Genomic DNA, 26,355 nt, shown 5'->3' with positions numbered 1-26,355 from the left:
ACCGGGTTCCCTTGTCAGGCAATCGGACTGGTCGCCGGCTGCACCCGCTGCGAGCCCGCCTTCACCCGGAACGAGCGGCCGTGCCGCACCGGGCTGTCCGCCTTGGTCCGGTCGGCCACGTAGTACCAGTCCATCTGCGTGCCCGCCGGGGTCACCTCCAGCACCGAGGCGCCGTGCGAGTCGTACTCCACCCACTTGATGTGCCGGTTCAGCCCGGTCAGCGCCTTCTCCACCACCACACTCGCGGTGCGCGGCGGCACCTTGAGCACATCGTCGATGTTGTCCGAGGTCACCGAGGTGCACACCAGCTCGGTGGCCAGCGACGGACTCAACGGGTACAGCCCGGCATCGGCCGGGATGTCGGCCGCCCACGAGGAGTGCACGTCCCCGGTGAGGAACACGGTGTCCTTGACCTTGTGCTCCGCCAACGCTTTGAGCACCTTGCGCCGGTCCGCGGTGTAGCCGTCCCACTGGTCGGTGAGCACCGCCCCACCCTCCTGCGGCAGCCCCAGCAGCTTCAACAGCGGCCCGAGCAGCTCGGCGGGCAGCGGCGGGATCAACGTCGGCGTGATCATCACCGAGGTCCCGACCAGCTTCCACTGCGCGCTCGAGGAAACCAGCCCGTCGATCAACCATGCCAGCTGCTCACTGCCCGCGATGGTGCGGTCCGGCCGGTCCACGTCCCCGGAGAGCGCCTTGACCTGCTGCGAACGGTGCGTGCGCAGGTCCAGCATGGACAGCTCGGCCAGCGTGCCGAACCGCAGCCGCCGGTACAGCCGGTCCCCGGCGTTGCGCACCGGCATCCACTCGAAGTACGCCCGGTGCGCCGCCGCCCGCCGCACCGCGTACTCGCCCTCGGTACCGGGCGTGTGGTTGCCTGCGCCCCCTGACCAGGCATCATTGGCCACCTCATGATCATCCCAGGTCAAGATCCACGGGCAGGTGGCGTGCAGGCGCTGGAGGTGCGGGTCGGTCTTGTACTGGGCGTGCCGCTGCCGATAGTCAGCGAGACTGAGTATCTCGCACGGCGGCATGTGCGGTCGCACGTACGATCCGACCGGGAAACCGCCCGGCTCGTACTCGTAGAGGTAGTCGCCCATGTGCAGCACCGCGTCCAGGTCCCCGCGCTCGGCGAGGTAGCGGTAGGCGGCGAAGTGCCCGGCCTGCCAGTTCGAGCACGACACCACCCCGAACCGCAGCCGTTGCACCGCCGCGTCGGCCGCGGGCGCGGTCCGGGTCCGCCCGGCGGGGGAGCGCACCCCGTTGACGGTGAACCGGTAGTGGTAGTCGGTGGCCGGGGCCAGCCCACCCACGTCGACCTTGACCGTGTGGTCCCGCCCAGGCCCGGTCACGGTGACCCCGGAAGCCACCACCGCGCCGAACCCGGCGTCACTGGCCACCTCCCACCGCACCTGCACCTCAGGCCCGAGGCCGGAACCGGGCGTCGACTCGGCGGTCGGGGTGACCCTGGTCCACAGCAACACCCCGGTGGGCAACGGATCGCCGGAAGCCACGCCGTGCCCGAAAACCGGGACGTCAGCGGCAGCGGCCGAACTCGTGGTGGGCAGAGCAGTCGCGGCGGCCACACCCAGGGCCGCGGCTCCGGTGGCGCGCAGCACGGCCCGCCGGTCCAGAGGATGATTCATGTTCAGCACTCTGGCCTGACCGGGCCAGGTCGAGAAGGCGGCCGTTCAGGTATTCATCCGGCGGCAACTAGCCGGTTGAAATGCGGTGCCACAGCAGCCGAAAACCGGTATCGCCAGCTCCAGCAGGTCGCGCCCCGACTCAGCTCGCCGCCGCCACCCGCGCGCCATCCGCCACCTGCTGACCCCGCCCCACCTCCGCCACCGAGGCCCGCTGCTCCCGAGCCTTCTCCGCCGCCACAACTCGCTCATCCAGCGCGCTCTCCACCGCCGCGACCCGCTGCTCCCGCGCGGCTTCTCCCGCCACCCGCTCATCCCGCGAGCCCACCGCCATCGCCGCCTGCTCGTCCGGCGCGCTTGCCGCCAGTGCCGCCTGCTCGCCCGGCGCGCTCACCGCCGCCACCGCCCGCTCATCCTGCGAGCCGACCGCCGCCACCGTCCGCTCGCCCGGCGCGCTCGCCACCGCCCGCTCGCCCCGCGCCGCCGCCACCATCGCCGCCAGCTCCACCCCGGCCCGCCCCGGAGCCACCCCGCGCAACCCGGCCGCCGTGCACCGCGCCACCACCCCCGGCTGCTCCCGCACCAGCCGCAACCCCCGCCGCACCAGCAGCGGCCACGGCTTGCGCGCCTCGGCCACATCCCGCACCAGCCGCCGCGCGAAGGTCACCACCCGGTTCGGCGACAGCACGATCCCGTCCGCCAGCACCCCCGCCGCCCGGCAGCCCGCCACCAGCCGGTCCGCGAACAGCCCCTCGGCCAGGAAGAACGGCCCGTCCGCGCGGACCTCCTGCGTGCCCACCCGCCGGTCCTCACCGATGGAGTACACCGGCGCGCGCACCACACCGGTGCTCGCCAGCTCCACGATCGCGGCCAGCGCGGCCTCGGCGTTCCACGAGCCGGGGTGGTCCCAGTCGGCGCGGCCTGCCTCGTCCACCGGCATCGCCGGGTCGTCGCCGTCGCGGTAGAAGTCGTCCAGGCGGAGCACCGGCCAGCCCAGCCGGGCGGCGAGGTGGGACTTGCCCGATCCCGAGGGACCCGCGAGCAACACGACCTTGAGCTGAACAGCAGGTGACGGCACGGGTGTTGATCCTCGCACACCGTGGACCGCGGCTGTCAGTCTCTCCGGGTAGCGTCCCGCACGTGGACGACGGTCTGTTCGAAAGCGGCCTGTTCGCGGCCGAAGCCCAGGAGAAGGCGGAGGAACACCTCGCGGCCAACGCCCCGCTCGCCGTGCGCATGCGACCCCGCTCCCTCGACGAGGTGGTGGGCCAGCAGCACCTCCTCGGTCCCGGCGCGCCGCTGCGCCGCCTGGTCGAAGGCGCCGCGCCCGCCTCCGTGCTGCTCTACGGACCGCCCGGCACCGGCAAGACCACCCTGGCCACCCTGGTCTCGCTGGCCACCGGCCGCCGGTTCGTCGCGCTGTCCGCGCTCAACGCCGGGGTCAAGGAGGTCCGCGAGGTCATCGGCGAGGCCAAACGACGCCTGGGCCGCACCGCTGAGTCCACCGTGCTGTTCATCGACGAGGTGCACCGCTTCTCCCGCACCCAGCAGGACGCCCTGCTCGGCGCGGTGGAGGACCGCACCGTGCTGCTGGTCGCCGCCACCACCGAGAACCCGTTCTTCTCCGTGGTCTCCCCGCTGCTGTCCCGCTCACTGGTGCTCCAGCTCAAGTCCCTCACCGACGAGGACATCCGCGCCGTCATCCAGCGCGCCGCCACCGACCCGCGCGGCCTGGGCGGCGCGCTCACCGTGGCCGCCGACGCCGAGGACCACCTGGTCCGCCTCGCCGCCGGTGACGCCCGCCGCGCGCTGACCGCCCTGGAGGCCGCCGCCGACGCCGCGGCCAGCACCGGCGCCACTGAGGTCACCCTGGCCACCGTCGAGTCCACCGTGGACAAGGCCGCGGTCCGCTACGACCGCCAGGGCGACCAGCACTACGACGTGACCAGCGCCTTCATCAAGTCCATCCGCGGCTCCGACGTCGACGCCGCCCTGCACTACCTGGCCCGCATGATCGAAGCCGGTGAGGATCCCAGGTTCATCGCCCGCCGCCTGGTCGTGCACGCCAGCGAGGACATCGGCATGGCCGACCCGACCGCGCTGCAGACCGCGGTGGCCGCCAGCCAGGCCGTGCAGCTGATCGGCATGCCCGAGGCCCGCCTCGCGCTGGCCCAGGCCACCATCCACCTGGCCACCGCGCCCAAGTCCGGCGCGGTCAACTCCGCCATCAGCGCCGCCCAGGCCGACGTGCGCAAAGGCTCGGTCGGCCCGGTCCCGCCGCACCTGCGCGACGGCCACTACGCGGGCGCGGCCAAGCTCGGCAACGCCCAGGGCTACCGCTACCCGCACGACGTCGCCGAGGGCGTGCTCGCCCAGCAGTACCCGCCGGATGACCTGGTCGGCGTCGACTACTACGAACCGGTGGACCGGGGAGCCGAACGCGTGCTGGCCGACCGGGTGCCGAAGCTGCGCCGCATGATCCGGGGGGAGCAGGGGTGACCGGGCTGGACGCGCTGGTCGTGACGCCCAAGACCGGCGCCGAACCGATCACCGGCGCGGGCGCGCCACCAGGGGCGGACCTGCGCGGGTTCTGGAGCTGGTCCTGCTCCGACCTGGTCGGCAACGCCATGCGCGGCGTGCTCGCCGAGTACCTGGTCGGCCTCGCCCTGGACTGCGTCACCGGCGGCACCCGGATCGAGTGGGACGCCGCCGACCTGCGCACCGCCCAGGGCTGGCGGATCGAGGTCAAGTCCGCCGCCTACCTGCAGAGCTGGCGGCAGGAACGGCTCTCCGACATCTCCTTCGACATCCGGCCCACCGCGGGCTGGGACCACGCCACCAACACCAGCTCCGCCCGCGCCCGGCAGTCCGACGCCTACGTCTTCTGCCTGTTCCGGCACCAGGACAAGGCCACCGCCAACCCCCTGGACGTGGACCAGTGGGTCTTCCACGTGCTGGCCACCCGGCGGCTGACCGCGGCCGTCGGCGAGCAGAAACGCATCGGCCTGGCCAGCCTGCTGCGCCTGGACCCGAGGGTGGCCGCCTTCCCGGAGTTGCCCGAGGCGGTGGCCGCCGAGCTGACCGAGCAGCAACCGGGGTGAGGCACGTGACACCGGCGCGGTAACCTGTCCCCGATCATCCACAGCGCCTGCGACACGCCAGAAGACCTGCGTGACCGCGCGTGAGCTTACCGTCGCGGCGCTGGGGTACCCGACTTCTACTTACGCATGGAGGGCTCGTGTCACCAGGGCAGATTGCCGCATTGGTCGCGGCAGGCGCCTTCGTGCTGCTGGTGCTGCTGCTCGCGATCCCGCTGCTGAAGCTGGGCCGCACGCTGGACGAGGCCACCATCGCCATCCGCAAGGCGCACGAGAACAGCGATCCGCTCTTCGACGGGGCCAACACCACCCTCACCCACGTCAACACCCAGCTGGAACGGGTGGACGGGATCACCGCGAACGCGCGCGCCGTCAGCGGCAACGTCTCCGCGCTGACCTCCCTGTTCACCGCCACGCTGGGCGGGCCGCTGGTGAAGGCCGCCGCGTTCTCCTACGGCGTCAGCAAGGCGCTGCGCGCCCGGCGCAAGCGCACCGCCGCGATGGAGCCCACCGGACGGCACTCCCGGCGCATCACCCGTAAGAGTGGTAAGCGATGAGGCGGCTGTTCTGGCTCAGTCTCGGCGTGGCCGCCGGGGTGGCGATCGCCCGCAAGGCCACCGCCACCACCAAGCAGTTCACCCCGGCCGGCATCGCGGAGAACCTCGGCGACGCCGTGCGTGAGCTGGCCGGCGCGGTCGGCTCCTTCGGCGCCGACGTCCGCGCGGGCATGACCGAGCGTGAGGACGAGCTCTCCGAGGTGGTCGCCCGCGCCCAGGAGCCGCTGGGCTCCCGCTCGCGCAGGCACAACCGCCCGGCCCGGGACAGCGCCGGCCGGGACAGCGCCGGCCGCGAGGCCGGAGCCCGCGAGCCGGGCCGCGCCGTCCGCGAGACCGGTTCGCACCGCGCCGCCGACGCCGGCTGGCTGACCGGTCTGGACGAGTCGCCACGAGGCGGAACGGAGGGGGACCGGCGAGCGCGCTGGGCGGAGGGCTGAGCCCCGACGCCCCTGCCCTTCGCCGCCCCCGCCGACCACCCGTCAACCCGCGCCGTGCGCGCACAGCCACACCTAGGACTCCCCGTGCAGACCCATGACCTCCGCCAGCGGTTCCTCGACCACTTCCAACGCAACGGCCACCGCGTCGTGCCCAGTGCCTCGCTGATCCTGGACGACCCGAACCTGCTGTTCGTCAACGCCGGCATGGTGCCGTTCAAGCCGTTCTTCCTCGGCGAGGCCCCGCCGCCGTCCCCGACCGCCACCAGCGTGCAGAAGTGCGTGCGCACCCTGGACATCGACGAGGTCGGCAAGACCACCCGGCACAACACGTTCTTCCAGATGGCCGGCAACTTCTCCTTCGGCGACTACTTCAAGGACGGCGCGATCCAGCTGGCCTGGGAGCTGGTCACCAAGCCGCAGTCCGAGGGCGGCTACGGCCTGGACGAGTCGGTGCTGTGGACCACCGTCTACGAGGACGACGACGAGGCCTACGACCTGTGGCACAACAAGATCGGCGTGCCCAAGTCCCGGATCATCCGCCTCGGCAAGGGCCCCAACTTCTGGTCCATGGGCGTGCCGGGTCCGTGCGGCCCGTGCTCGGAGATCCTCATCGACCGCGGCCCCGAGTACGGCCCGGAGTTCGTCGACTCCGGTGACGGCTCCGAGCCCGACGGCGACCGCTACATGGAGTTCTGGAACCTCGTGTTCATGCAGAGCCTCCGCGGTGAGGGCACCGGCAAGACCGACTTCCCGATCCTCGGCGACCTGCCGGCCAAGAGCATCGACACCGGCATGGGCATCGAGCGGGTGGCCATGCTGCTGCAGGGCGTGCCGAACGTCTACGAGACCGACCTGATCCGCCCGGTCATCGCCAAGGCCGAGGAGCTCTCCGGCCGCCGCTACGGCGCCGAGGCGATCGACGACGTGCGCTTCCGGGTCATCGCCGACCACGCCCGCAGCGGCGTGATGCTCGTCGGCGACGGCGTCACCCCCGGCAACGAGGCCCGCGGCTACGTGCTGCGCCGCCTGCTGCGCCGCATCGTGCGCTCCATCCGCCTGCTCGGCGTGCAGGAGCCGGTGCTGGGCGAGTTCACCAAGGTCGTCGCCGACGCCATGGCCCCCTCCTACCCCGAGCTCAAGACCGACTTCGACCGCATCGACGCCGTCATGCGCGCCGAGGAGGAAGCCTTCCTGGCCACCCTCTCCAGCGGCTCGAAGATCTTCGACACCGCCGCCGCGCAGACCCGCGCCGGCGGCAGCACCAAGCTGCCCGGCGACAAGGCCTTCCAGCTGCACGACACCTACGGCTTCCCCATCGACCTCACCCTGGAGATGGCCGCCGAGCAGGGCCTCACCGTCGACGAGGACGGCTTCCGCACCCTGATGGCCGAGCAGCGCAACCGCGCCAAGGCCGACGCCGCCGCCCGCAAGACCGGGCACGGCGACCTCACCGTGTACCGCTCGGTGCTGGAGCAGCACGGCCCGACCGAGTTCCTCGGCTACACCGACCTGGCCAGCCAGGCCCGCGTCGTCGGCCTGCTCGTCGGCGGCCAGCCCGCCGCCAAGGCCGGTCAGGGCGCCGAGGTCGAGTTGGTGCTCGACCGCACCCCGTTCTACGCCGAGGGCGGTGGCCAGATCGCCGACACCGGCCGCCTGCTCGGCGCCGGGGCCGAACTGGCCGTCTCCGACGTGCAGCGCAGCGTGCCCGGCCTGTTCGTGCACCGCGCCACCGTGGTCTCCGGCGAGGTCGGCCTGGACGACCTGCTCGAAGCCGAGGTCGACGTGGCCCGCCGCAACGCCATCCAGCGCTCGCACTCGGCCACCCACCTGGTGCACGCCGCCGTCCGCGGCGCCTACGGCAAGCGCGCCGCCCAGGCCGGTTCGCTCAACTCGCCCGGCCGGATGCGCTTCGACTTCACCACCCCCGCCCCGGTGTCGGCCTCGGTGCTCGGCGAGGTCGAGGAGGAGGTGAACGCCTACCTGCAGGAGGACGTGGAGGTCAACTCCTTCACCACCACCATGGACAAGGCCCTGGAGCTGGGCGCGGTCGCCCTCTTCGGCGAGAAGTACGGCGACAGCGTCCGCGTGGTCGACATGGGCGAGTACTCCCGCGAGCTCTGCGGCGGCACCCACGTGCGCAACATCGCCCAGCTCGGCGTGGTCAAGCTGGTCGGCGATGCCTCCATCGGCTCCGGCGTGCACCGCGTCGAGGCCCTGGTCGGCATGGACGCCGTGCGCTACATCAACAAGGAACACCTGCTGGTCACCCAGCTCGCCGACCAGTTCAAGGTGCCCGCCGCCGAGCTGCCCGAGCGGATCTCCGGCGTGGTGGCCAAGCTGCGCGCCGCGGAGAAGACCATCGAGCAGCTCCGCGTCGGCGAGGTGCTGCGCTCCGCCGGTGACATCGCCGGCCGCGCCATCCAGCTCGGCGAGCTCTCCGTGGTCGCCGAACAGATCACCGACGGCGTCCCCGCCGGTGACCTGCGCGCCCTGGCCACCGAGGTGCGCAATCGCCTGGGCTCCCGCCCCGGCGTGGTCGCGCTGTTCTCGGTCGACGCGGACGCCGGCAAGGTCGCCTTCGTGGTGGCCACCACCGCCGCCGCCCGCGACCTCGGCCACGCCGCGGGCAAGCTGGTGCCGAGCTTCGCCGGTGACCTGGGCGCCCGCGGTGGCGGCAAGCCCGACATGGCCCAGGGCGGCGGCGACAACCCGGCCGGCGTGCCCGCCGCCATCGCCGCCCTGCACCGCACCTTGGGCGGCTCGTGACCCGGCCTGACCAGCCAGCACGTCAGCCTGACCGCCCCGGCGCCCACGACGTGGGCCCGGGGCGGCGGCTCGCCGTGGACGTCGGCTCGGTGCGGGTCGGCATCGCGCTGAGCGATCCCGCTCCCATGCTCGCCACCCCGCTGGTTACCCTGTCGCGTGACGAGAAGACCGGCCGGGACCTGGACCAGCTGGTCGCACTCGTCGCCGAACACGAGGTGGTCGAGGTGGTTGTGGGCCTGCCCAGGACCCTGGCCGGGCGGCACGGCGACGCGGCGCAGACCGCGGCCGCCTACGCCGACCTGCTCGCCGAGCGCGTCGCGCCGGTGCCGGTCCGGTTGACCGACGAGCGCCTCACCACGGTCAGTGCCGCGCGGATGCTCAGTCAGCGCGGCGTCAAGGGCAAACGGCAACGTGCCGTCATCGACCAGGCGGCCGCCGTGGAAATCCTGCAGTCCTGGCTGGACGCCAGGGCCAACGCGGTGGCCGCACGCGGCGAGGAGAAACGGTGAGCAGCGACGATCTCGGGTTGTTCGACGAGGGGCAGCACTCCTCGGAGGAGCGCTCCGCCCGTGACAAGAAGGCCAAGCGCACCAAGTTGCTGATCGGCGCCGGGGTGGCCGCCGTGGTCATCGGCGTCGGGGTGTGGATGGGCGCGCTGGAACTGATCGGCATCGGCTCCTACGACGACTACGAGGGCTCCGGCGAGTCCGACGTGGTCGTGCAGATCGAGGCCGGCACGATCTCCAAGACCGGCAAGACCCTCGCCGACGCCGGCGTGGTCGCCAGCGCCCGCGCCTACACCGAGGCCGCCGAGTCCAACACCAAGCTCGGTGGCGTCCAGCCCGGCTACTACCTGCTCAAGGCCAAGATGTCCGGCGCGGCCGCGGGCGCCCGCCTGCTGGAGAAGGAAGCCCGCGTCGGCGACTTCGAGGTCAAGGGCGGCTACCAGCTCTACGACACCAAGCAGCCCGACGGCAAGACCAACCCCGGCATCCTCTCCCGCATCGCCGAGGCCAGCTGCGCCAAGGTCAACGGCAAGGACACCTGTGTCAGCGCCGAGGCCATCCGCGAGGTCATGGAGAAGGCCGACCCCGCCTCCCTCGGAGTGCCGGACTGGGCGATCGGCGGCGTCACCAAGGCCGACCCCAAGCACCGCCTGGAAGGCCTGATCATGCCGGGCCGCTACGACGTCAAGCCGGGCGCGACGCCCGAGGAGCTGCTCAAGGCGGTGCTGGGCACCTCGGCCACCCGGCTGCAGGCCGTCGGTCTGCCCAAGATCGCCAGGGACACCGGTTTCAGTGACTACGACGTGCTGGTCATCGCCTCCCTGATCGAACGCGAGGGCATCACCAAGGACTTCGGCAAGGTCTCGAGGGTGCTGTACAACCGGCTGGCCAAGGACATGAAGCTGGAGCTGGACTCCACCATCAACTACGCCCTGGACCGTCCGCTGGTGCGCACCACCAAGGAGGACCGGGAGCGAGCGGGCGCGTACAACACCTACGCCAACACCAACCTGCCGCCGACCCCGATCGCCTCCGCCGGCAACGAGGCCATCCTGGCCGCCACCAAGCCCGAGGCCGGGAACTGGATCTTCTTCGTCAAGTGCTACAAGGACGGCACCTCCTGTTTCGCCGAAACCAACGCCCAGCACAACCAGAACCGCAGCGAGGCCCTGGCCCGTGGCGCCTACTGAGCCGCCTGCCGGAGCAGTCGCTGGACCACGCAGGGCGGCGATCCTGGGCTCACCGGTAGCCCACTCGCTGTCCCCGGTCCTGCACAACGCCGCCTTCGCCGCGCTCGGCCTGCCCGACTGGCACTACGAGCGCGTCGAATGCGACGAGCACCGCCTGCCGAGCCTGCTCACCGAGGCCGCCGGGGCCACCCCGGCCTGGGCCGGTTTCTCGGTGACCATGCCCGGCAAACGCCGTGCCCTGGACCTCGCCACCGAGGCCACCGCACGAGCCAGGCTGGTCGGCGCCGCGAACACCCTGACCCCGTTGCCGGGCAACGGCTGGCACGCCGACTGCACCGACATCGACGGCGTCACCGGCGCCCTGCGCGCCGCGGGCGGCTTCACCCCGGTCACCAGGGGCCACGCGACCATCCTCGGCGCCGGTGGCACCGCCTTGGCCGCGATCGTCGCCCTGGCCGAGCTGGGCCTGACCGAGCTCACCCTGGTGGTCCGCGACCCGGCCCGCGCCACCGACGCACTCGACTGCGCCGCCAGGGCAGGCATGAAAACCGAGACAACCCTCCTCTCCGAAACCAACCTCGCCGACCTGGCCGCGAGCTCCCTGATCCTGGTGAGCACCGTGCCACCGGCCGCGACCGAACCACACGCCACCGCACTGGCCGCGGCCCCCTGCGTGCTGGACGTGATCTACCACCCGTTCCCGACACCGCTGGCCACCGCGGTCCTGGCCCAGGGCCACCGCCTGGCCACCGGCCTGGACATGCTGCTGCACCAGGCTTTCGGCCAGTGCGAGCAGTTCACCGGCCGCCCGGCGCCCCGGGAAGCGATGCGCGCGGCACTGCGCGCCGCCACGGACAACCTGCTGGAACTACCGCTGTAGCACCGACGGTGGCCCGCGTCCGCCGTTCACACCCCGGCTAAGCGGCTCTCCAACGCCGCGGGCGCGTAGCCGTGAGCATGCCCCAGCGCGTTGGCGTGGAAGGAGTCCGTGCTGGGGGAGACCAGGGGGTTGACCCAGCGCGGCGAGCCGCAGATGCCGTGTCCGGCGAACCGGTCCCGCACGTCCACGTACCGCACCCCGGCGGCCTTGGCCCGCGCCGCGGTGGTGTCCGCGAGCAGGTCCGCGCCCGCGTTGAGGGCCGCGCGTTTGGCCGCGCTCAGCCCGCCGGAGCAGGACTTCGCCTCGAACAGCCGCGGGTAGCCGAGCACGAGCAGCCTGGCGTTGGGGGCTTTCGCGCGGATGGCCGCGTAGGTGCGGTCCAGGCGGGCCGGCAGCTCGTCTCGGACGAAGGCGGCGGCCCGGTCCGCCCTGCGCTGGCAGGCGGAGTCTCCATTGAGGACACAGGTGGTCATGACGTCGGTGAAGCCGAGGTCGTTGCCGCCCACCGTGAGCGTCACCAGCGCGGTGTTCGCCCCGAGCTTGTCCAGCTGCCGGTCCACCACGTCCACAGTGGTCGCGCCGGAGCAGGCGGGGAAGTGGAAAGCGCTGGGCTGTAAGGACTTCGCTATCAGGTGTGGATAGGCGTTGCGACTTCGCCTGCACGCGCCGCTGCCGCGTTCGTAGGCGCCCGCGCCCACTCCGGAGGCGTAGGAGTCGCCCAGCGCCACGTACTCGCCGGCACCGGCGGCGAAGGCGGGCAGCTGGCCGAAGAGCAGGGCGGTCAGGGCGAGCAGACAGGGGAGCAGGGCACGCATGGGGACTCCAGGGGCGGAAGGGATGTGCCATTCCGGAGTACCACCCTGGCCTGCCCGATCGCGAGCCGCGCGGGCCCACTTGACCCCTTTGTGTACAACGAAAGCCCCTGTGGACAAGTGGTTCGACACTTATCCACAGGGGTCGTCAGCGGAGTGGGATCAGGCCGGTTGCTCCTGGTCGAGGTCGGTGCCGATGAGCGCGGCCACCGCTGCCAGGGCCGCCTCGGCGCCCTCGCCCTCGGCGGCGAGCACCACCTCGTCACCGTGCATGGCGCCCAGGGTCATCAACCCCAGGACACTGGCCGCGGCCACCGGCTCGCCACCCTCCTTGCGGATGGTGACCGGCACCGGCTGCTCCGCCGCGGTCTTGGCCAGCACGGCGGCCGGCCGTGCGTGCAGACCGACTCGGCTGGCCACCGTGACCCGCAGTTCCGGCATGTCCTACTCCTCCTTGGTAGTGCCCGCTCAGCCCTTGGTGGACCGGGCGGCCTTCTTGTCCTCTTCGGCCTTCTTGTCCTCTGCGGCGTCGGCGGCCGCACTCGGGTCGATCGCCGTGGTGTCGTCCTCGCGACCGGGGGTCGCCAGGTTCCACTTCGTGATCACGAACCGGAACAGGAAGTAGTACACCGCGGCGAAGGCCAGGCCGATCGGGATGAGCAACAGCGGCTTCTGCGCGATGCCGAAGTTGAGCACGTAGTCGATCGCACCCGCCGAGAACGAGAAGCCGTGGTGGATGTCCAGCGCGTTCACCAGTGCCAGGGACACACCGGTCAGGATGGCGTGGATGATGTACAGCGGCCACGCGACGAACATGAACGCGAACTCCAGCGGCTCGGTGACGCCGGTGAGGAACGCGGTCAGCGCCGCGGAGAGCATGATGCCGCCGACCAGCTTGCGCTGCGCCGGCTTGGCGGTGTGCCAGATGGCCAGCGCCGCGGCGGGCAGGGCGAACATCATGATCGGGAAGAACCCGGTGAGGAAGGTGCCCGCACTGGGGTCGCCCGCCAGGAACCGGTTGTAGTCACCGTGCACGACCTTGCCGGTGGCGTCGGTGAAGTCGCCGAAGACCTGCCACACGGTGGTGTTGACGATGTGGTGCAGGCCCAGCGGCAGCAGGAACCGGTTCAGCACGCCGAAGGCGCCGCCGCCGATGACCGCGTTGGCGGTGATCTGCTCGCCCAGCCAGGTGAGGCCGTCGTTGAAGTACGGGTAGATCAGCGCCAGCGGCACCGCCAGGATCGCGATCACCACCGACAGCAGGATCGGCACGAACCGGCGCCCGCCGAAGAACGCCAGGTACGGCGGCAGCTTGATGCGGTGGTACTTCTGCCACAGCAGCGCGGCCACCACGCCGACCAGGATGCCGCCGAGCACCTTGTAGTCGACCAGCGGCTGTTTGGCGCCTTCCGCGGCCTTGCCCAGCACCACGGGGGACAGGGCCTTGAACACGCCCTGCATCACCAGGTAGCCGACCACCGCGGACAGCGCGGTGGAGCCGTCGGACTTGCGGGCGAACCCGATGGCCACGCCCACCGCGAACAGCAGCGGCAGCCCGTCCAGGATCGCGCCACCGGCCGCGGCGATCACGGCCGCCGCGTCCTGGAACCAGGTGAACGAGCCGAGCATGTCCTTGTCGCCCAAGCGGGCGAGCAGACCAGCCGCGGGTAGCACCGCGATGGGCAGCATCAGGCTGCGGCCCAGCTTCTGCAGTGTCGCCAGGCCCTTCACTTCGCGACCGCCGGTCGCCGGAGTGGCGCTCATGACCGCTCCTCGCTCATCGGGTACCTCCCGGGTCGGGGTGGGAGCCGGAACCGGGCAGGTTCCGGTCGAGCTGCATGGTCACCTGGTAAAGATCGCCCCGGTACCACGAGGTCATGTCCTCCACCGGCCGCCCACCGCAGGTGGAGACGCGGCGGAAGACCAGCACGGGACTGCCGGGACGGACCCCCAGCAGTCGTGCCGTGGCGGGATCGGCGCCGTCGGCCAGGACCGTCTGGCGGCCGTGGTCCAACTGCACCCGATAGGTCTCGGCCAGCAGGCCGTACAGCGAGCGGGACAGGTTCTGCTGCAGGAGTCCGGGCACCTCGCGCGGGTTGTACCAGCCGCGTTCGACCGCCATCGGCGTGCCGTTGGCCGTACGCAGCCGGAACAGCCAGTAGGCGGGCTCGTGCGGACGCAGGCCCAGCGCCGCCGCGGTGTTCTCCGGGGGAACCACCTCGGCGTAGTCGAGTACCTCCGTCGCCGGTTCCATGCCCCGGCGCCGCATGTCCTCGGTGAAGGAGGCCAGGTGCAGCTGTGCCTCCACCCGAGGACGCGCGGTGAACGTGCCCTTGCCGCGGACCCGGCTGAGCAGGCCCTCGGTGACGAGTTGGCCGACCGCTTCGCGCACGGTCAGCCGGGAGACCCCGTAGTGCGTGGCGAGATCCCGTTCCGAGGGCACCGGGGAGCCGGGGGGCAGGTGCTCCTCGGCGAGTCGGCGCAGGATCTCGCGCAGCTGCGCGTGCTTGGGGGTCGGCCCCTCCACCAGGCGTGCCGCCGGTCCGAGGAACGGGTCCTCGATGTTGCTCTCCCCGGCCACGCACACCTCCTTGTCGCTGTCCGGTCCTTCTCGTGGACCGCCGTCTCGCCCCACCGCCCGTGGATTGGTACGGTCCGGTCTAAACCAGTTAGTGCGGGAGGATGCTCCGCGACCGCGACGGGTGTCAACGGCCGTTATGGCTTCGTGTCGCCCTGGTGGCAGCATCCGCACACCGCGGATCGAGCAGGACAGTCAGAGGAGGTCACGGTGGCGGACAAGGCGGCGGCGATTCTCGCCGGACTCGGCGGAGCGGAGAACATCGAGGACATCGAGGCGTGCATCACCCGCCTGCGGTGTGAGGTGGTCGACGGCGGGAAGGTCGACCAGGCGGCGCTCAAGGCCGCGGGGGCGCACGGGGTGATGCAGCAGGGCACCGTGGTGCAGGTCGTGGTGGGTCCGGAAGCGGACAACCTCGCCGACGACATCCAGGACCTGATGTGACCCTGTCGATCCTCTCCCCGGTGACGGGCACCGTGGTGCCCATGAGCGAGGTCCCCGACCCGGTCTTCGCCCAGGCCATGGTCGGCCCCGGCCTCGCGGTCGACCCGGCCCGCGAGGCAGGCGAGGCGGTGGCCCCGATCGACGGCACGGTGGTGACCCTGCACCCGCACGCCTTCGTCGTGGCCACTGACAACGGCATCGCGGTCCTGGTCCACCTGGGCATCGACACGGTGAAGCTCAAGGGCGAGGGCTTCACCCAGCACGTGGTCAAGGGCGAGAAGGTCCGCGCCGGCCAGCCCATGATCACCTGGAACCCGGCGGACATCGAGACCACCGGCTACTCCCCGGTCTGCCCGGTGGTCGCACTGGACGCCCCAGCGGACAACCTCACCGACCTGCGCGAACCAGGCCCGGTCACCGCGGGCGACCCGCTGTTCACCTGGAACTGAACGCGACGGCCGCTCTCGGCGAAACTCCACCCGAGAGCGGCCTTTTGTCTTTCTTGCGTTATCAGTGCCCCAGTATTCCGCTGATCTTCAGGTCGCTACTCATTCCTGGTCGGCTGATTTCTCGCGCCGCGTGTCGCCGCTGATTTTCAGCATCAGCGGTCTGCAACTTTCCGCTGCCAGCCATTTACCGCTCGCCGCGATACGGCGCCTTACGCGGTGGAGTCGCTGTCCCATCTAGCCGTCGCAGCCCTTTCTCTATCCCTGTGGTCTCAGTCGCCGACCCGTTCGGCTACCACCTCCTGGATACCGCACCACCTAACTTCCACTTCTGCCATTGGTCACCCACTCCCCGCCTGCTTGCCTCCCCGATCCTGCGTCCGGTCCAGTTCCCGCCGCGTTTCTACTCGCTCTGCCTCGCCCGGCCGCTTCGCACTGACCGGCTTCGTCTGCCATCTAGTTCGCTTCGCCCGACTCGGTTTCCTTGTTCCGACACACTTCCCTCCACCTTGCTTCGGCCCGCTTCATCCCATCGCGCTCCGTCTCGCCCCGGCCTGCCGCGACTCGCCCCACCTGCCGCGAGGTCCAAGCCGCCGCAGCCCAGTCATTTCCCGCTCGCCTCCCTTCCGTCCGGCCGCTTCGTGTGCCCCGGCTGCTGTCGCCGCTCCCTGGCCTGCCGTCTCCTGCCCAGCAGTTTCCCGTCCCGTCATCTCACCTCTCACCGCCTCCCGTCCCGCCCCTTCTCCCTGGTGCTTACTTGCCTGCCGCGTCGCAGCCTGCCCCCTCGCCCCCTCGCCCCCGTCCGGCCACGTCTTGCCCCGCCCCGCCGCGCCCCTCCGGCCGCGCTCTGCCCCGCCGCGCCCCGCCTGGCTAAGTCCCGCCTAGTCGCCTCCGACACCCCGCCTCGCGATCTCCGCCAATTCCCTACAATGCCCGCCCGCGCGCGAGGGGGACCCCCCATTTCCACAATATCGACCAGCCCGGGAGTCTCCGCAAATCGCTCATCCACAGGCCGCCAGTTATCCACAGCCTCGTGAATGTTCGCTAATGGCGAACCTCGGCGCCTGATTCCGCAAATACCCACCTTCGAGTGACGGCTTTTGGTCGGAGCCACCCGCTGAACATGGCAGCATCAATGCCATGCCCCACCTCCTCCCCGCATTCATCGCAATCATTCTCGGCGCGCTCCTCGGTCTCCTCGCCGGAACATCCACCCATGCCCTGCTCCGCAGAACCCCACGTGGCACCGCCATCCCACCGCCCTGGCTCGTGCCCGCCACCGCCGCGCTGACCGCGGTCCCCGCCGGTCTCGCCGGGGCCGGTCTGCTCTCCTGGGCCTGGTTGCCGGTTCCGGTCGTGCTCGCCTGGGTCGCGGTGCCGCTGGCGGCTGTGGATCTGCGACATCGGCGGCTGCCGGATGTCCTCACCCTCACCGCGGTGCCGGTGTTCGCGGTGCTGGTCACGCTGGCCGCGGTGTTGGGCCCGGATGGTGGGATGGCGGTACGAGCCGCGCTGGGCGGCGCCTTGTTCTTCCTCACACACCTGGTCGTGCATCTGCTCAAACCCGGCTCGCTCGGGGCCGGGGATGTGAAGCTGTCCGCCAGCCTCGGTGCGGTGGCGGCCGCGGTGTCGTGGCCTGCGCTGATCGTGGTCGCGGCGGTGGCCGGGATGGTGACCGCGGTCGCTGATCTTGTTCGGCGGCTACGCGTGCGGGCGCCGCCCGCGCCGGCCGGGGTGCCGCACGGGCCCGGACTGCTGGCCGCGACCTGGCTGGTCACGGTGCTGGCGGGGCAGGGCGGAGTCCTCGGCTAACCAGCTGACATGGCAGGATCGACCCGTGTTGCGCTGGATCACCGCTGGAGAGTCGCACGGACCGGCCTTGGTCGCCGTGTTGGAAGGTCTGCCCGCCGGGGTGGAAGTCACCACGGGAGAGCTGGCCACCCAGCTAGCCCGGCGGAGACTCGGCCACGGCCGTGGGGCCCGGATGAAATTCGAGGCCGACGAGGTCGAGTTCCTCGGCGGTGTCCGGCACGGGCGCAGCCAGGGCGGGCCGGTCGCGGTCCGCGTGGGCAACTCGGAGTGGCCCCGCTGGGACAAGGTCATGTCCGCCGATCCGGTCGATCCGGAAGAGCTGGCCAACCTTGGTCGCAACGCGCCGCTGACCAGGCCGCGGCCCGGTCACGCCGATCTGCCCGGGATGCTCAAGTACGGCTTTGACGACGCGCGTCCGGTGCTGGAACGCGCCAGTGCCCGGGAGACCGCGGCTCGCACCGCGCTGGGCACGGTGGCCAAGGCGTTCCTGAAGCAGACCCTTGGCGCCGAGGTGCTCAGCCACGTCATCTCCATCGGCACCGTTGCCGCCCCGGCCGGGGTGCTGCCCCAGCCCGCCGACCTGGACGCGGTGGACGCCAGCCCGGTGCGGGCGTTCGACCCGGCGGCGAGCGAGGCGATGGTCGCCGAGGTCGACGCGGCGAAGAAGGACGGCGACACCCTCGGCGGTGTGGTCGAGGTGCTGGCCTACGGACTGCCGCCGGGGCTCGGCTCGCACGTGCACTGGGACCGGCGGCTGGACTCCCGGCTGGCCGGGGCGCTGATGGGCATCCAGGCCATCAAGGGCGTTGAGGTCGGCGACGGGTTCGAGACCGCCAGGCGGCGTGGCAGCCAGGCGCACGACGAGATCGAACCGGGTGGCGGACCGAGCGGAGTGCACCGCAGGTCCAACCGAGCAGGCGGACTGGAAGGAGGCATCACCAACGGCGAGATTCTGCGCGTGCGCGCCGCGATGAAGCCGATCTCCACCGTGCCCAGGGCGCTGGACACCATCGACACGGCGACCGGTGAGCCCGCGGTGGCCATCAGCCAGCGTTCCGACGTGTGCGCGGTGCCCGCGGCCGGCGTGGTCGCCGAGGCGATGGTCGCACTGGTGCTGGCCGACGCGGTGCTGGAGAAGTTCGGCGGCGACTCGGTCGAGGAGACCCGGCGCAACGTCGAGGCCTACCTCAAGGCGCTGGAGCACCGCCGGTGAGCCCGCGAGCGGTGGTCGTCGGACCGCCTGGATCCGGCAAGACCACGGTCGGCCAGCTCCTGGCCCGACGGCTCGGGCTGGGCTTCCGGGACACCGACGTCATGGTGGAACAGACCGCGGGCAAGGCGGTCTCGGAGATCTTCACCACCGACGGCGAACCCGTGTTCCGGCGGCTGGAGGAACAGGCCATCGCCGACGCGCTCGCCGAGCACGACGGCGTGCTGTCCCTGGGCGGCGGCGCGGTGCTCTCCGAACGCACCCGCGCGCGGCTGACCGAGCAGACCGTGGTGTTCCTCAACGTCGGCATGGCCGAAGGCGTGCGGCGCACCGGGCTCTCCACGGCGCGGCCGTTGCTGGCCGGGGTGAATCCCAGGGCCACGTTCAAGGCGTTGCTGGACGCGCGGCTTCCGCTGTACCGGGAGGTCGCCACGGTGGAGGTGGTCACCGACTCGCGGACCCCGGAGGAGGTCGTCGACGCGGTGATCGCCGGACTGGACGCGGCAACCGCGGCGCCCGGGACAACCGCGGCCGCCGAGACACCTGCGGCAGCCGAGACACCCGCGACAGCCACTGGGCCGGGTGCGGCGGCGCCGGATGGCGACGGTGGGCAGGCGCGGATCGAGGAAGGGACACGATGACCGAGCCGGTGCGGATCCGGGTCGCCAGTGACTCGCCCTACGACGTGATCGTCGGGCGGGGACTGCTGGGCGAGCTGGTGGAGACGCTGCGAGGGGTCGGCAAGGCGGCCATCGTGCACCAGCCGACACTCGCCGAGACCGCCGAGACGGTGCGGGCCGAACTGGCCGCGGCCGGGGTCGACGCGCACCGCGTGGAGGTGCCCGACGCCGAGGACGGCAAGGCGCTGGGCGTGGCCGCGTTCTGCTGGGAGGTCTTCGGCAAGATCGGGCTGGACCGGACCGGGGTCGTCATCGGGCTCGGGGGCGGGGCGGTGACCGACCTGGCCGGGTTCGTCGCGGGCACCTGGATGCGCGGGGTGCGGGTGGTGCACGTGCCCACCACGCTGCTCGGCATGGTCGACGCGGCGGTGGGCGGCAAGGCCGGGATCAACACCGACGCGGGCAAGAACCTGGTCGGGGTCTTCCACGAGCCCAGCGCGGTGCTGGTCGACCTGGCCACGCTGGAGGGGCTGCCGCGCAACGAGCTGGTCGCCGGGATGGCCGAGGTGGTCAAGGGCGGGTTCATCGCCGACCCGGTGATCCTCGACCTGATCGAGGCCGACCCGCAGGCCGCGCTGGACCCGGCGGGGGAGGTGCTGGCCGAACTGGTGCGGCGCAAGATCCAGGTCAAGGCGGACGTGGTGTCGGCCGACCTCAAGGAGTCCTCGCTGCGGGAGGTGCTCAACTACGGGCACACCCTGGCGCACGCCATCGAGCGGCGCGAGCGCTACCGGTGGCGGCACGGGGCCGCGGTCAGCGTCGGGCTGGTGTACGCCGCCGAGCTCGCCCGCGCCGCCGGACGGCTCGATGACGCCACCGTGGAACGGCACCGCAGCGTGCTCCAGTCCCTCGGACTGCCGGTCAGCTACGACGCCGACGCCTTCCCGCAGCTGATGGAGGGCATGCGCTCGGACAAGAAGAACCGGGCCGGGGTGCTGCGGTTCGTGGTGCTCGACGGGCTGGCCAAACCCGGCAAGCTGGAAGGCCCCGACCCGAGCCTGCTCGCGGGCGCCTACTCGGCCATCGCCAACGACGACACCGCGGGCGGGGGAGTGCTGCTGTGAACGTGCTCGTGCTCAACGGCCCCAACCTCGGCAGGCTCGGCACCCGCGAACCCGTCATCTACGGCAGCACCACCCACGACGACCTCATCGCCCTGTGCCTGCGCACCGGGGCTGAGCTGGGCATCGAGGTCGAGGTGCGGCAGACCGACCACGAAGGCCAGATGCTCGAGTGGCTGCACGAGGCCGCCGACGCGCAGCGGCCGGTGGTGCTCAACGCCGGGGCGTGGACGCACTACTCGATCGCGGTGCGGGACGCCTGCGCCGCGCTCACCGCGCCACTGGTCGAGGTGCACATCTCCAACGTGCACAAGCGGGAGCAGTTCCGGCACCACAGCTACATCTCCGAGATCGCCGCGGGGGTGATCGTCGGACTGGGCGTGGACGGCTACGCGCTGGCGTTGCGGTGGCTGGCCGGAAACGCATGAGCTTGCCGGTCCTGCGCACCGACCGCCTCGTGCTCCGGCCGTTGCGCGCCGAGCACGAGGAACCCCTGATCACCGCCTTCGCCGACGAAGGACGGGACGGCTCGCCCTACACCTCGGTCGAGCTGGCCGATCCGGGCGCGCTGCGGGCGCTGCTGACCACCAACCTGGCCGAGGAACGCGCCGAGGGGCTCGGGCACTGCGTGTTCGAGGTGGACGGGGTGGTCGCCGGGTTCGGGCGGCTGGCCGGGTTCCGGCAGTTCCCGCCGCCGTTCGTCTCCATCGGCTGGGCGCTGGGCGGCGGCTACCGCGGCAAGGGACTGGCCACCGAGGCGGTGCGGGAGCTGGTCCGGCACGCGCACGAGACCGTGGGCGTGCCCGCGGTGTGGGCGCTGATCCACCCTGACAACCTGCCCAGCAAACGGCTCGCCGAGCGGGCCGGGTTCGTCTTCGTCGGCTGGCGGGACAAGCTCGGCCACCAGGTGGAGGCGCACGTGGCCCTGCGACCGGGCGCCCGCTGGCCAGTGGGAGACGCCGGCTGGCCAGCTGGGAGCGACCGCTGACCGGGAGCGAGGGCGGCCTGTGACTGGAGGTGACCGGTGACCGCGGCGGTGTTGCGGACCCGGCGGCTGGTGCTGCGGCCGCTGGAGGTGGCCGACGCGCCCCGGCTCGCCGAGGTCTTCGCCGACCCCGGCGCCTCGCGCTGGCTCGGGCGGGACCTGTCCCAGCCGGGGGCCGTGCGGGAGTGGGCACTGGAGCGGACCACCGCCGGCTACCCCGAGGGCATGGGGTACTGGACGTTCTGGCTGGACGAGGCGGTCATCGGCTACGGGCACCTGCGGCCCTCGCACGAGCTGCCCGCGCCGCTGGTGGAGACCGGCTGGTCCATCGGGCCCGGCCACTGGGGACGTGGACTGGCCGGGGAGGCGGCGCGGGCGCTGCTGGAGCTCGGGTTCGGTGAGCTGGGGCTGCCCGCGGTGTGGGCGCTGGTGCGGCCGGAGAACGAGCCGAGCCTGCGGCTGGCCGGGCGGCTGGGCTTCCTCGAGGTCGCCACCGGGCGGCACTACGGGGCCGAGCACCGGGTGATGGTGCGGCTGGGGCAGGTCACGCCGAGGGTGGGCGCGCTGCCCAGGCGCTGACTTGGCGGCGACCGGGGCTGGCCCGCGGACCGGGCCGGGCGCGGCGGGGCCGTGGCTGGGCTGGGCAGGCGGGCTAGGTCGCCGGGTGGCTGGGGCGGCGGCCCAGGACGGTGCCCAGGAGAGCTGGGGCCGCGATGAGCAGGGCGGTGAAGGCCGCGCCGCCGGTCATCGCGGTGCCCAGGGACTCCAGGCCGGTGGCGTCCAGCAGGGTGGACTGGGCCAGGACACCCAGCAAACCGGCGATGGGGCCGGCGAGCAGGCCGGTGTAGAACCAGGTCATCGCGCAGGCCGGTCTCCGGCGGCCGTCGACGGTGCCCCAGGCCAGGGTCAGGGCCACCAGGAAACCCAGGGTGAGGATCTGGGCGAGGGTGGTGGCCGGGGGGTTGTGGATGCGGATGGCGGCGACCGCGGTCTGCGCGGCGGCGTGCAGCAGCGCCAGCACCAGTGCCCGCCACACCCAGGTCCGCATGAGGGCGCACAGTAACGCGCGGGCACCGTAGGCTCCACCCATGCCCGAGTCGCACGCCCGTCGCCGTGCCGCGCTGCGCGCTGAACTGCGCGCCCGGCAGCTGGACGCCATGCTGGTCACCAACCTGCTCAACGTCCGCTACCTCACCGGCTTCACCGGCTCCAACGCCGCCCTGCTCGTCGCCGCGGCCGACGATCCCGCCGAGGAGCGCGGCAGCCTGTTCTGCACCGACGGGCGCTACCTCACCCAGTCCGCGGCCCAGGTCCCCGACCTGGAGCGGCGCATCGACCGGCCCTGCGACGTGGCGCTGCTGTCCGCCTTCGGGGCCGGGCGGGTCGGGTTCGAGAGCCACCACGTCACCGTGGACGGCTACGACACCCTCGCCGCGGCGGCCGAGAAGGTCGAGCTGACCAGGGCGCCCAAGCTGGTGGAGAAGCTGCGGCTGGTCAAGGACGAGGACGAGGTCGACGCGCTGCGGATGGCCTGCGCGGCCGCCGACCGGGCCCTGGCCGACCTGATCTCCCACGGCGGGCTCCGGCCCGGCCGCACCGAGAAGGAGGTCGGGCGGGAGCTGGAGGACCGGATGGTCGAACACGGCGCGGCCGGACCCTCCTTCGAGACCATCGTGGCCGCCGGGGCCAACTCCGCGGTCCCGCACCACCGGCCGACCGACACCGTGCTGGCAGCCGGTGACCTGGTCAAACTCGACTTCGGCGCGCGGGTCGGCGGCTACCACTCCGACATGACCCGCACCCTCGTCCTGGGCCGCGCCGCCGACTGGCAGCGGGAGCTCTACGAGCTGGTCGCGGCCGCGCAGGCGGCCGGGCGGGCCGCGCTGGCCCCCGGCGTGGAGGTCACCGCGGTGGACGCCGCCGCGCGCGAGGTCATCGAGGCCGCCGGGCACGGCGAGAGGTTCCTGCACGGCCTCGGCCACGGCGTCGGACTCGAGATCCACGAGGCTCCGAGCCTGTCCAAGCTGGGCGTAGGTACACTGACCGCCGGCATGGCGGTCACCGTCGAACCTGGCGTGTACCTGTCCGGTCGGGGCGGCGTCCGCATCGAGGACACGCTCGTGGTGCGCGAGGGCGCGCCCGAGCTGCTCACCCTGACCACTAAGGATCTTGTGGTCGTCTAGCCGCACGAACCTCGTTCACGACAACAGGAGATCCCCTTACCGTGGCCACGACCAACGACCTCAAAAACGGGCTGGTTCTGAAGATCGAAAACCAGCTCTGGACGGTCGTCGAGTTCCAGCACGTCAAGCCGGGCAAGGGCCCCGCGTTCGTGCGGACCAAGCTCAAGCACGTGCTCTCCGGCAAGGTGGTGGACAAGACCTTCAACGCGGGCGTGAAGGTCGACACCGCCACCGTCGACCGTCGCGAGATGACCTACCTCTACCGCGAGGGCAGCGAGTTCGTGTTCATGGACCTGGACACCTACGACCAGATCCCGGTCAGCGAAGCCGTCGTCGGCGACGCCGCGAAGTACCTGCTGGAGAACTCCAACGCGATGGTCGCCTCGCACGAGGGCGCCCCGCTGTACGTGGAGCTCTCCGCCTCGGTCGAGCTGATCATCCAGCACACCGACCCCGGTCTGCAGGGCGACCGCTCCACCGGCGGCACCAAGCCGGCCACCCTGGAGACCGGCGCGGAGATCCAGGTCCCGCTGTTCGTCTCCACCGGCGAGAAGGTCAAGGTGGACACCAGGGACGGGCGCTACCTCGGACGCGTCAACTCCTGATGGGCGCCCGGAGCAAAGCCCGCAAGCGCGCGGTGGACGTCCTGTTCGAGGCCGACCAGCGCGGCCTCGACCCGGTCACGCTGCTCTCCGGCCGGGTCGGCTCGCCGGACGTGCCGCCGGTCAACGACTACACCGTCACCCTGGTGGAAGGCGTCACCAGCCACCGTGACCGCATCGACGAGCTGATCATCGAGCACTCCGAGGGCTGGAGCCTGTCCCGGATGCCCGCGGTCGACCGGGCGGTGCTGCGACTGGGCCTGTTCGAGCTGCTGTGGGCCACCGACGTGCCCGACGCGGTCGCCATCGACGAGGCGATCGAACTGGCCAAGGCGCTCTCCACCGACGACTCCCCGCGGTTCGTCAACGGCGTGCTCGGCCGGATCGCCGGCATCGCCGACCACCTGCGCGCCGCCAACAACGGCTGAGGCGACAGAGCCAACCCGCCACAGGGGCGTCCCGGACCGGGGCGCCCCTGCGGCGCGTCCGACCCCAGGGGGACAGGCGGCGATGGACTTCTCCCGGCCACTCGGTCCAGGACTGCTCGCCCGGCAGCACTGCCAGCCCGGTGAGCGGCTGCTCTGGGCTACCCGCGGCCAGGTCTTCTACTACGACGTCGACGGCCTCGACCCGCTCGGCCAGCCACGCAAGAACGCCCTGGTCCGAGGCGTCGGCGCGGTCGGCAGGGGTGTGGGCGGGTTCGTGCTCACCGGGATCGGCGAGGTGCTGCTCGGCGGCGGCAACGACAGCAGCAGCGACAAGCCACCGGAGGCCGACCACCTGATCTTCGGGCCCCGGCCCGGCTGCCTGGCCGAAGCCACCGTCGCGCGGCTGGGCGTGGCGCCGGGGAAGAGGGTGGGCAGGCTGTGGATGCTGACCAGCACCCGGCTCGCCGTGCTCGGCCCCCGCCCCGCACCCGAGCCGCCGCCGGAACCCGAGCCCGCGCCGCAGGCACGCTCGCTGCTGGGCAAGGCCACCGGCTTCGGCAAGGGACTGCTCGACGCCGGCCGGGACATCGCCAAGATCGTCGCCGACACCCGCCGCAGCTACGGCTCGCACGTGGAAGGCGAACCGGTGCCCGTGCCCGACCTGGTCCCGCTCGCCGAGGTCCCCCGCCGGCACATCGCCGCGGTGCACGCGGTGGACCGCAAGCGCGAACCCTGCCTGCGGGTGTCCCTTGTGGACGGTTCCGGCGTGGACTTCCGGCTGGCCGACGCCGAGCTCGCCGCCCGCGTGGCCGAGCTGACGAACGGGGCGCGATGACCAAGCCGCTGGACCCCGAGGACAAGATCGTCGAGGCGGAGCTCACCCAGTTCTGGATCCGGCGGGGGGAGCGGCTGCTGCTGGGCTGCCCGCCGGTGCGCGGCTACGTCTGCGCCTGGCTCGCCGGGCAGATCCGCCTGCCGCACGAACCGGTCTCCGCGATGCCCGAACTGGACCTCGGCCGCCGCCGCTGGCCACTGCCCGCCCGGATCACCGCCACCAGCCCCGCGCCAGCCGAGGACTGGGCCGAGGACCCCACCATTGGTTACTGGGCCGCCGCTGGTGACCCGGCCGCCGACGCCATCCGGCTGGCCGACCACCTCGCGCACAGCCGCGGCGAAGCCCGCCTGGTCCTCACCGACCAGCGGGTCGCGGTCGTCTACCCGACCAAGCTGTTCCAGCCCAAGAACCCGGCGACGGTGTTCACCACCGGCCTGGAACTGCCCTCGGGGCGGATCGCCGGGGTGCGCGCGCCGTTCGTCGGCAGGGGAGTGCCGATGCCGAGGGTCGTGGAGATCACCTTCGTCGAAGGCTCAGTGCTCCAGTTGCGTCTGCCACAGGCCGCGGCGCGGGTCCAGCGTGCACTGGCGCGCGGGACGGCCTGAGGCGGTGACGGGGTGGGTGGTTCCACGACAACCACCCACCAGCCGTTCAGTCCTCCTTGGCCGGACGGGCCTCGGGGGGCAGCACGCCCCAGTCGATGAGCTGCTCGGTGAGCTCACCGGGGGACATGTCGTAGATGATCGCCAGCGAACGCAGGTCCTCGGTCCGGATGGAGAGGACCTTGCCGTTGTAGTCCCCGCGCTGGCTCTGGATGGTCGCGGCGTAGCGGGCCAGCGGACCGACCTTCTCCGCTGGTAGCTGCTGCAATCGCTCCAGGTTGATCACGATCTTGGTGGCCGGCTCGGCGCCCGAGGGGACGCGGCCCTCCGGCAGCAGCTCCGCCACCGGGACGCCGTAGAAGTCGGCCAGCTCTGCCAGTTTCTGCACCGTGACGGCACGGTCCCCGCGCTCGTAGGAGCCGACGACAACGGCCTTCCAGCGACCGCCCGACTTCTGCTCCACGCCATGCAGGGACAGGCCCTGCTGCTGACGGATCGCGCGGAGCTTGGCACCCAGCGCCTTGGCGTAGTCGCCCATGTGGCGGTTCTCCGTTCGTTCGCCCCGTCAGCCGGTACCACTTACCGCGGGGAAAGCTCAGA

Annotated in this window: 29 protein-coding genes and 1 pseudogene; 22 read left to right on the top strand and 8 right to left on the bottom strand. The window is 71.9% G+C overall.

Translation table 11 applies throughout. The annotated features are described in order from the left end of the window. Positions 1–14: 14 nt before the first annotated feature. The gene (locus N8J89_RS28745; protein ID WP_283660123.1) at positions 15–1,646 is read right to left on the bottom strand and encodes an alkaline phosphatase D family protein; all 1,632 of its coding nucleotides are present in this window, start codon (positions 1,644–1,646) and stop codon (positions 15–17) included. A 139-nt stretch (positions 1,647–1,785) separates the two neighbouring features. Further along, on the bottom strand, positions 1,786–2,691 hold the full coding sequence (locus N8J89_RS28740; protein ID WP_283660122.1) for a uridine kinase family protein: 906 nt from the start codon (positions 2,689–2,691) through the stop codon (positions 1,786–1,788). 92 nt (positions 2,692–2,783) lie between these two features. Between N8J89_RS28740 and N8J89_RS28735 the strand changes: the two genes are divergently transcribed. From N8J89_RS28735 to N8J89_RS28700, 8 genes are all read left to right on the top strand, one after another. Then, the gene (locus N8J89_RS28735) at positions 2,784–4,142 is read left to right on the top strand and encodes a replication-associated recombination protein A (RefSeq protein ID WP_502868341.1); all 1,359 of its coding nucleotides are present in this window, start codon (positions 2,784–2,786) and stop codon (positions 4,140–4,142) included. Further along, positions 4,139–4,744: a hypothetical protein gene (locus N8J89_RS28730; protein ID WP_283660121.1), complete on the top strand. Its 606-nt coding sequence runs from the start codon at positions 4,139–4,141 to the stop codon at positions 4,742–4,744. Before N8J89_RS28735 ends, N8J89_RS28730 begins: the two co-directional genes overlap by 4 nt. 137 nt (positions 4,745–4,881) lie before the next feature. Beyond that, on the top strand, positions 4,882–5,298 hold the full coding sequence (locus N8J89_RS28725) for a DUF948 domain-containing protein (protein ID WP_283660120.1): 417 nt from the start codon (positions 4,882–4,884) through the stop codon (positions 5,296–5,298). Then, the gene (locus tag N8J89_RS42015) at positions 5,295–5,735 is read left to right on the top strand and encodes a hypothetical protein (protein WP_502868340.1); all 441 of its coding nucleotides are present in this window, start codon (positions 5,295–5,297) and stop codon (positions 5,733–5,735) included. The genes N8J89_RS28725 and N8J89_RS42015 overlap by 4 nt, the downstream gene beginning before the upstream one ends. Positions 5,736–5,819: 84 nt before the next feature. Next, the gene (gene alaS, locus N8J89_RS28715; RefSeq protein ID WP_283660119.1) at positions 5,820–8,501 is read left to right on the top strand and encodes an alanine--tRNA ligase; all 2,682 of its coding nucleotides are present in this window, start codon (positions 5,820–5,822) and stop codon (positions 8,499–8,501) included. After that, on the top strand, positions 8,498–9,010 hold the full coding sequence (ruvX, locus tag N8J89_RS28710) for a Holliday junction resolvase RuvX (RefSeq protein ID WP_252482740.1): 513 nt from the start codon (positions 8,498–8,500) through the stop codon (positions 9,008–9,010). The genes alaS and ruvX overlap by 4 nt, the downstream gene beginning before the upstream one ends. Next, the gene (gene mltG, locus N8J89_RS28705) at positions 9,007–10,197 is read left to right on the top strand and encodes an endolytic transglycosylase MltG (RefSeq protein WP_283660118.1); all 1,191 of its coding nucleotides are present in this window, start codon (positions 9,007–9,009) and stop codon (positions 10,195–10,197) included. The genes ruvX and mltG overlap by 4 nt, the downstream gene beginning before the upstream one ends. Next, positions 10,184–11,077, top strand: coding sequence for a shikimate dehydrogenase (locus N8J89_RS28700; RefSeq protein ID WP_283660117.1), 894 nt, complete (start codon positions 10,184–10,186; stop codon positions 11,075–11,077). The genes mltG and N8J89_RS28700 overlap by 14 nt, the downstream gene beginning before the upstream one ends. 26 nt (positions 11,078–11,103) lie before the next feature. Here the strand turns inward: N8J89_RS28700 and N8J89_RS28695 are convergent, their stop codons facing one another. From N8J89_RS28695 to N8J89_RS28680, 4 genes are all read right to left on the bottom strand, one after another. Then, positions 11,104–11,892, bottom strand: coding sequence for an SGNH/GDSL hydrolase family protein (locus tag N8J89_RS28695; protein WP_283660116.1), 789 nt, complete (start codon positions 11,890–11,892; stop codon positions 11,104–11,106). Positions 11,893–12,051: 159 nt separating this feature from the next. Continuing rightward, complete coding sequence (locus N8J89_RS28690) at positions 12,052–12,330, bottom strand: HPr family phosphocarrier protein (protein ID WP_252482737.1); 279 nt, start codon at positions 12,328–12,330, stop codon at positions 12,052–12,054. A gap of 27 nt (positions 12,331–12,357) precedes the next feature. Then, the gene (locus tag N8J89_RS28685; RefSeq protein WP_283660115.1) at positions 12,358–13,653 is read right to left on the bottom strand and encodes a PTS transporter subunit EIIC; all 1,296 of its coding nucleotides are present in this window, start codon (positions 13,651–13,653) and stop codon (positions 12,358–12,360) included. Positions 13,654–13,666: 13 nt separating this feature from the next. Continuing rightward, positions 13,667–14,470, bottom strand: coding sequence for a GntR family transcriptional regulator (locus N8J89_RS28680; RefSeq protein WP_283660114.1), 804 nt, complete (start codon positions 14,468–14,470; stop codon positions 13,667–13,669). Here N8J89_RS28680 and N8J89_RS28675 point away from each other — a divergent pair. From N8J89_RS28675 to N8J89_RS28635, 9 genes and pseudogenes are all read left to right on the top strand, one after another. Then, a complete protein-coding gene (locus tag N8J89_RS28675; RefSeq protein ID WP_283660113.1) occupies positions 14,351–14,911 on the top strand; it encodes a PTS sugar transporter subunit IIB in 561 nt (186 codons plus the stop codon). The genes N8J89_RS28680 and N8J89_RS28675 overlap by 120 nt on opposite strands. Next, a complete protein-coding gene (locus N8J89_RS28670) occupies positions 14,908–15,360 on the top strand; it encodes a PTS sugar transporter subunit IIA (protein WP_283660112.1) in 453 nt (150 codons plus the stop codon). The genes N8J89_RS28675 and N8J89_RS28670 overlap by 4 nt, the downstream gene beginning before the upstream one ends. A gap of 1,266 nt (positions 15,361–16,626) precedes the next feature. Further along, positions 16,627–17,169 (top strand): prepilin peptidase, encoded by a 543-nt coding sequence (locus tag N8J89_RS28665; RefSeq protein WP_283660111.1) that lies wholly within the window; start codon positions 16,627–16,629, stop codon positions 17,167–17,169. A 25-nt stretch (positions 17,170–17,194) separates the two neighbouring features. Further along, complete coding sequence (gene aroC, locus N8J89_RS28660) at positions 17,195–18,382, top strand: chorismate synthase (protein ID WP_283660110.1); 1,188 nt, start codon at positions 17,195–17,197, stop codon at positions 18,380–18,382. Then, positions 18,379–18,894 (top strand): annotated as a pseudogene (locus tag N8J89_RS28655) (shikimate kinase); the annotation flags it as partial. The gene aroC and the pseudogene N8J89_RS28655, both read left to right, overlap by 4 nt. Positions 18,895–19,016: 122 nt before the next feature. Then, positions 19,017–20,123: a 3-dehydroquinate synthase gene (gene aroB / locus N8J89_RS28650; protein WP_283660109.1), complete on the top strand. Its 1,107-nt coding sequence runs from the start codon at positions 19,017–19,019 to the stop codon at positions 20,121–20,123. After that, positions 20,120–20,548: a type II 3-dehydroquinate dehydratase gene (gene aroQ / locus N8J89_RS28645; protein WP_283660108.1), complete on the top strand. Its 429-nt coding sequence runs from the start codon at positions 20,120–20,122 to the stop codon at positions 20,546–20,548. The genes aroB and aroQ overlap by 4 nt, the downstream gene beginning before the upstream one ends. Next, positions 20,545–21,108 carry a GNAT family N-acetyltransferase gene (locus N8J89_RS28640; protein ID WP_283660107.1) on the top strand — a complete coding sequence of 188 codons (564 nt, stop codon included), beginning with the start codon at positions 20,545–20,547 and terminating at the stop codon, positions 21,106–21,108. The genes aroQ and N8J89_RS28640 overlap by 4 nt, the downstream gene beginning before the upstream one ends. A 36-nt stretch (positions 21,109–21,144) precedes the next feature. Beyond that, positions 21,145–21,684 (top strand): GNAT family N-acetyltransferase, encoded by a 540-nt coding sequence (locus tag N8J89_RS28635; RefSeq protein ID WP_283660106.1) that lies wholly within the window; start codon positions 21,145–21,147, stop codon positions 21,682–21,684. A gap of 73 nt (positions 21,685–21,757) precedes the next feature. Here the strand turns inward: N8J89_RS28635 and N8J89_RS28630 are convergent, their stop codons facing one another. Next, a complete protein-coding gene (locus N8J89_RS28630; RefSeq protein WP_283660105.1) occupies positions 21,758–22,153 on the bottom strand; it encodes a hypothetical protein in 396 nt (131 codons plus the stop codon). Positions 22,154–22,193: 40 nt separating this feature from the next. Between N8J89_RS28630 and N8J89_RS28625 the strand changes: the two genes are divergently transcribed. The 5 genes from N8J89_RS28625 to N8J89_RS28605 all read left to right on the top strand — a co-directional run bounded on the left by N8J89_RS28625 (position 22,194) and on the right by N8J89_RS28605 (position 25,758). Beyond that, positions 22,194–23,288, top strand: coding sequence for an aminopeptidase P family protein (locus N8J89_RS28625; RefSeq protein ID WP_283660104.1), 1,095 nt, complete (start codon positions 22,194–22,196; stop codon positions 23,286–23,288). Between the two features lie 41 nt (positions 23,289–23,329). Continuing rightward, complete coding sequence (efp, locus tag N8J89_RS28620; protein WP_283660103.1) at positions 23,330–23,893, top strand: elongation factor P; 564 nt, start codon at positions 23,330–23,332, stop codon at positions 23,891–23,893. Further along, complete coding sequence (nusB, locus tag N8J89_RS28615; RefSeq protein WP_252482722.1) at positions 23,893–24,318, top strand: transcription antitermination factor NusB; 426 nt, start codon at positions 23,893–23,895, stop codon at positions 24,316–24,318. Before efp ends, nusB begins: the two co-directional genes overlap by 1 nt. Before the next feature lie 82 nt (positions 24,319–24,400). Then, a complete protein-coding gene (locus tag N8J89_RS28610; protein WP_283660102.1) occupies positions 24,401–25,153 on the top strand; it encodes a hypothetical protein in 753 nt (250 codons plus the stop codon). After that, complete coding sequence (locus tag N8J89_RS28605) at positions 25,150–25,758, top strand: hypothetical protein (protein WP_283660101.1); 609 nt, start codon at positions 25,150–25,152, stop codon at positions 25,756–25,758. Before N8J89_RS28610 ends, N8J89_RS28605 begins: the two co-directional genes overlap by 4 nt. 46 nt (positions 25,759–25,804) lie before the next feature. On the opposite strand, the gene bldD is transcribed toward N8J89_RS28605, so the two are convergent. After that, positions 25,805–26,293: a transcriptional regulator BldD gene (gene bldD / locus N8J89_RS28600; RefSeq protein WP_016698573.1), complete on the bottom strand. Its 489-nt coding sequence runs from the start codon at positions 26,291–26,293 to the stop codon at positions 25,805–25,807. Positions 26,294–26,355 lie beyond the last annotated feature (62 nt).

Origin of the sequence: Crossiella sp. CA-258035, from assembly GCF_030064675.1 — a bacterium.
Taxonomy (GTDB): Bacteria; Actinomycetota; Actinomycetes; order Mycobacteriales; family Pseudonocardiaceae; genus Crossiella.
This window is presented reverse-complemented; position numbering and strand designations above follow the sequence as displayed.

Coding starts and splice junctions, on each gene's coding strand:
- N8J89_RS28745 (WP_283660123.1), bottom strand. CDS start 1,646: ATGAATCATCCTCTGGACCGGCGGGCCGTGCTGCGCGCCACCGGAGCC.
- N8J89_RS42015 (WP_502868340.1), top strand. CDS start 5,295: ATGAGGCGGCTGTTCTGGCTCAGTCTCGGCGTGGCCGCCGGGGTGGCG.
- N8J89_RS28695 (WP_283660116.1), bottom strand. CDS start 11,892: ATGCGTGCCCTGCTCCCCTGTCTGCTCGCCCTGACCGCCCTGCTCTTC.
- N8J89_RS28690 (WP_252482737.1), bottom strand. CDS start 12,330: ATGCCGGAACTGCGGGTCACGGTGGCCAGCCGAGTCGGTCTGCACGCA.
- N8J89_RS28685 (WP_283660115.1), bottom strand. CDS start 13,653: ATGAGCGCCACTCCGGCGACCGGCGGTCGCGAAGTGAAGGGCCTGGCG.
- aroB (WP_283660109.1), top strand. CDS start 19,017: ATGACCGAGCCGGTGCGGATCCGGGTCGCCAGTGACTCGCCCTACGAC.
- N8J89_RS28640 (WP_283660107.1), top strand. CDS start 20,545: ATGAGCTTGCCGGTCCTGCGCACCGACCGCCTCGTGCTCCGGCCGTTG.
- N8J89_RS28630 (WP_283660105.1), bottom strand. CDS start 22,153: ATGCGGACCTGGGTGTGGCGGGCACTGGTGCTGGCGCTGCTGCACGCC.
- N8J89_RS28625 (WP_283660104.1), top strand. CDS start 22,194: ATGCCCGAGTCGCACGCCCGTCGCCGTGCCGCGCTGCGCGCTGAACTG.
- nusB (WP_252482722.1), top strand. CDS start 23,893: ATGGGCGCCCGGAGCAAAGCCCGCAAGCGCGCGGTGGACGTCCTGTTC.
- N8J89_RS28610 (WP_283660102.1), top strand. CDS start 24,401: ATGGACTTCTCCCGGCCACTCGGTCCAGGACTGCTCGCCCGGCAGCAC.
- N8J89_RS28605 (WP_283660101.1), top strand. CDS start 25,150: ATGACCAAGCCGCTGGACCCCGAGGACAAGATCGTCGAGGCGGAGCTC.
- bldD (WP_016698573.1), bottom strand. CDS start 26,293: ATGGGCGACTACGCCAAGGCGCTGGGTGCCAAGCTCCGCGCGATCCGT.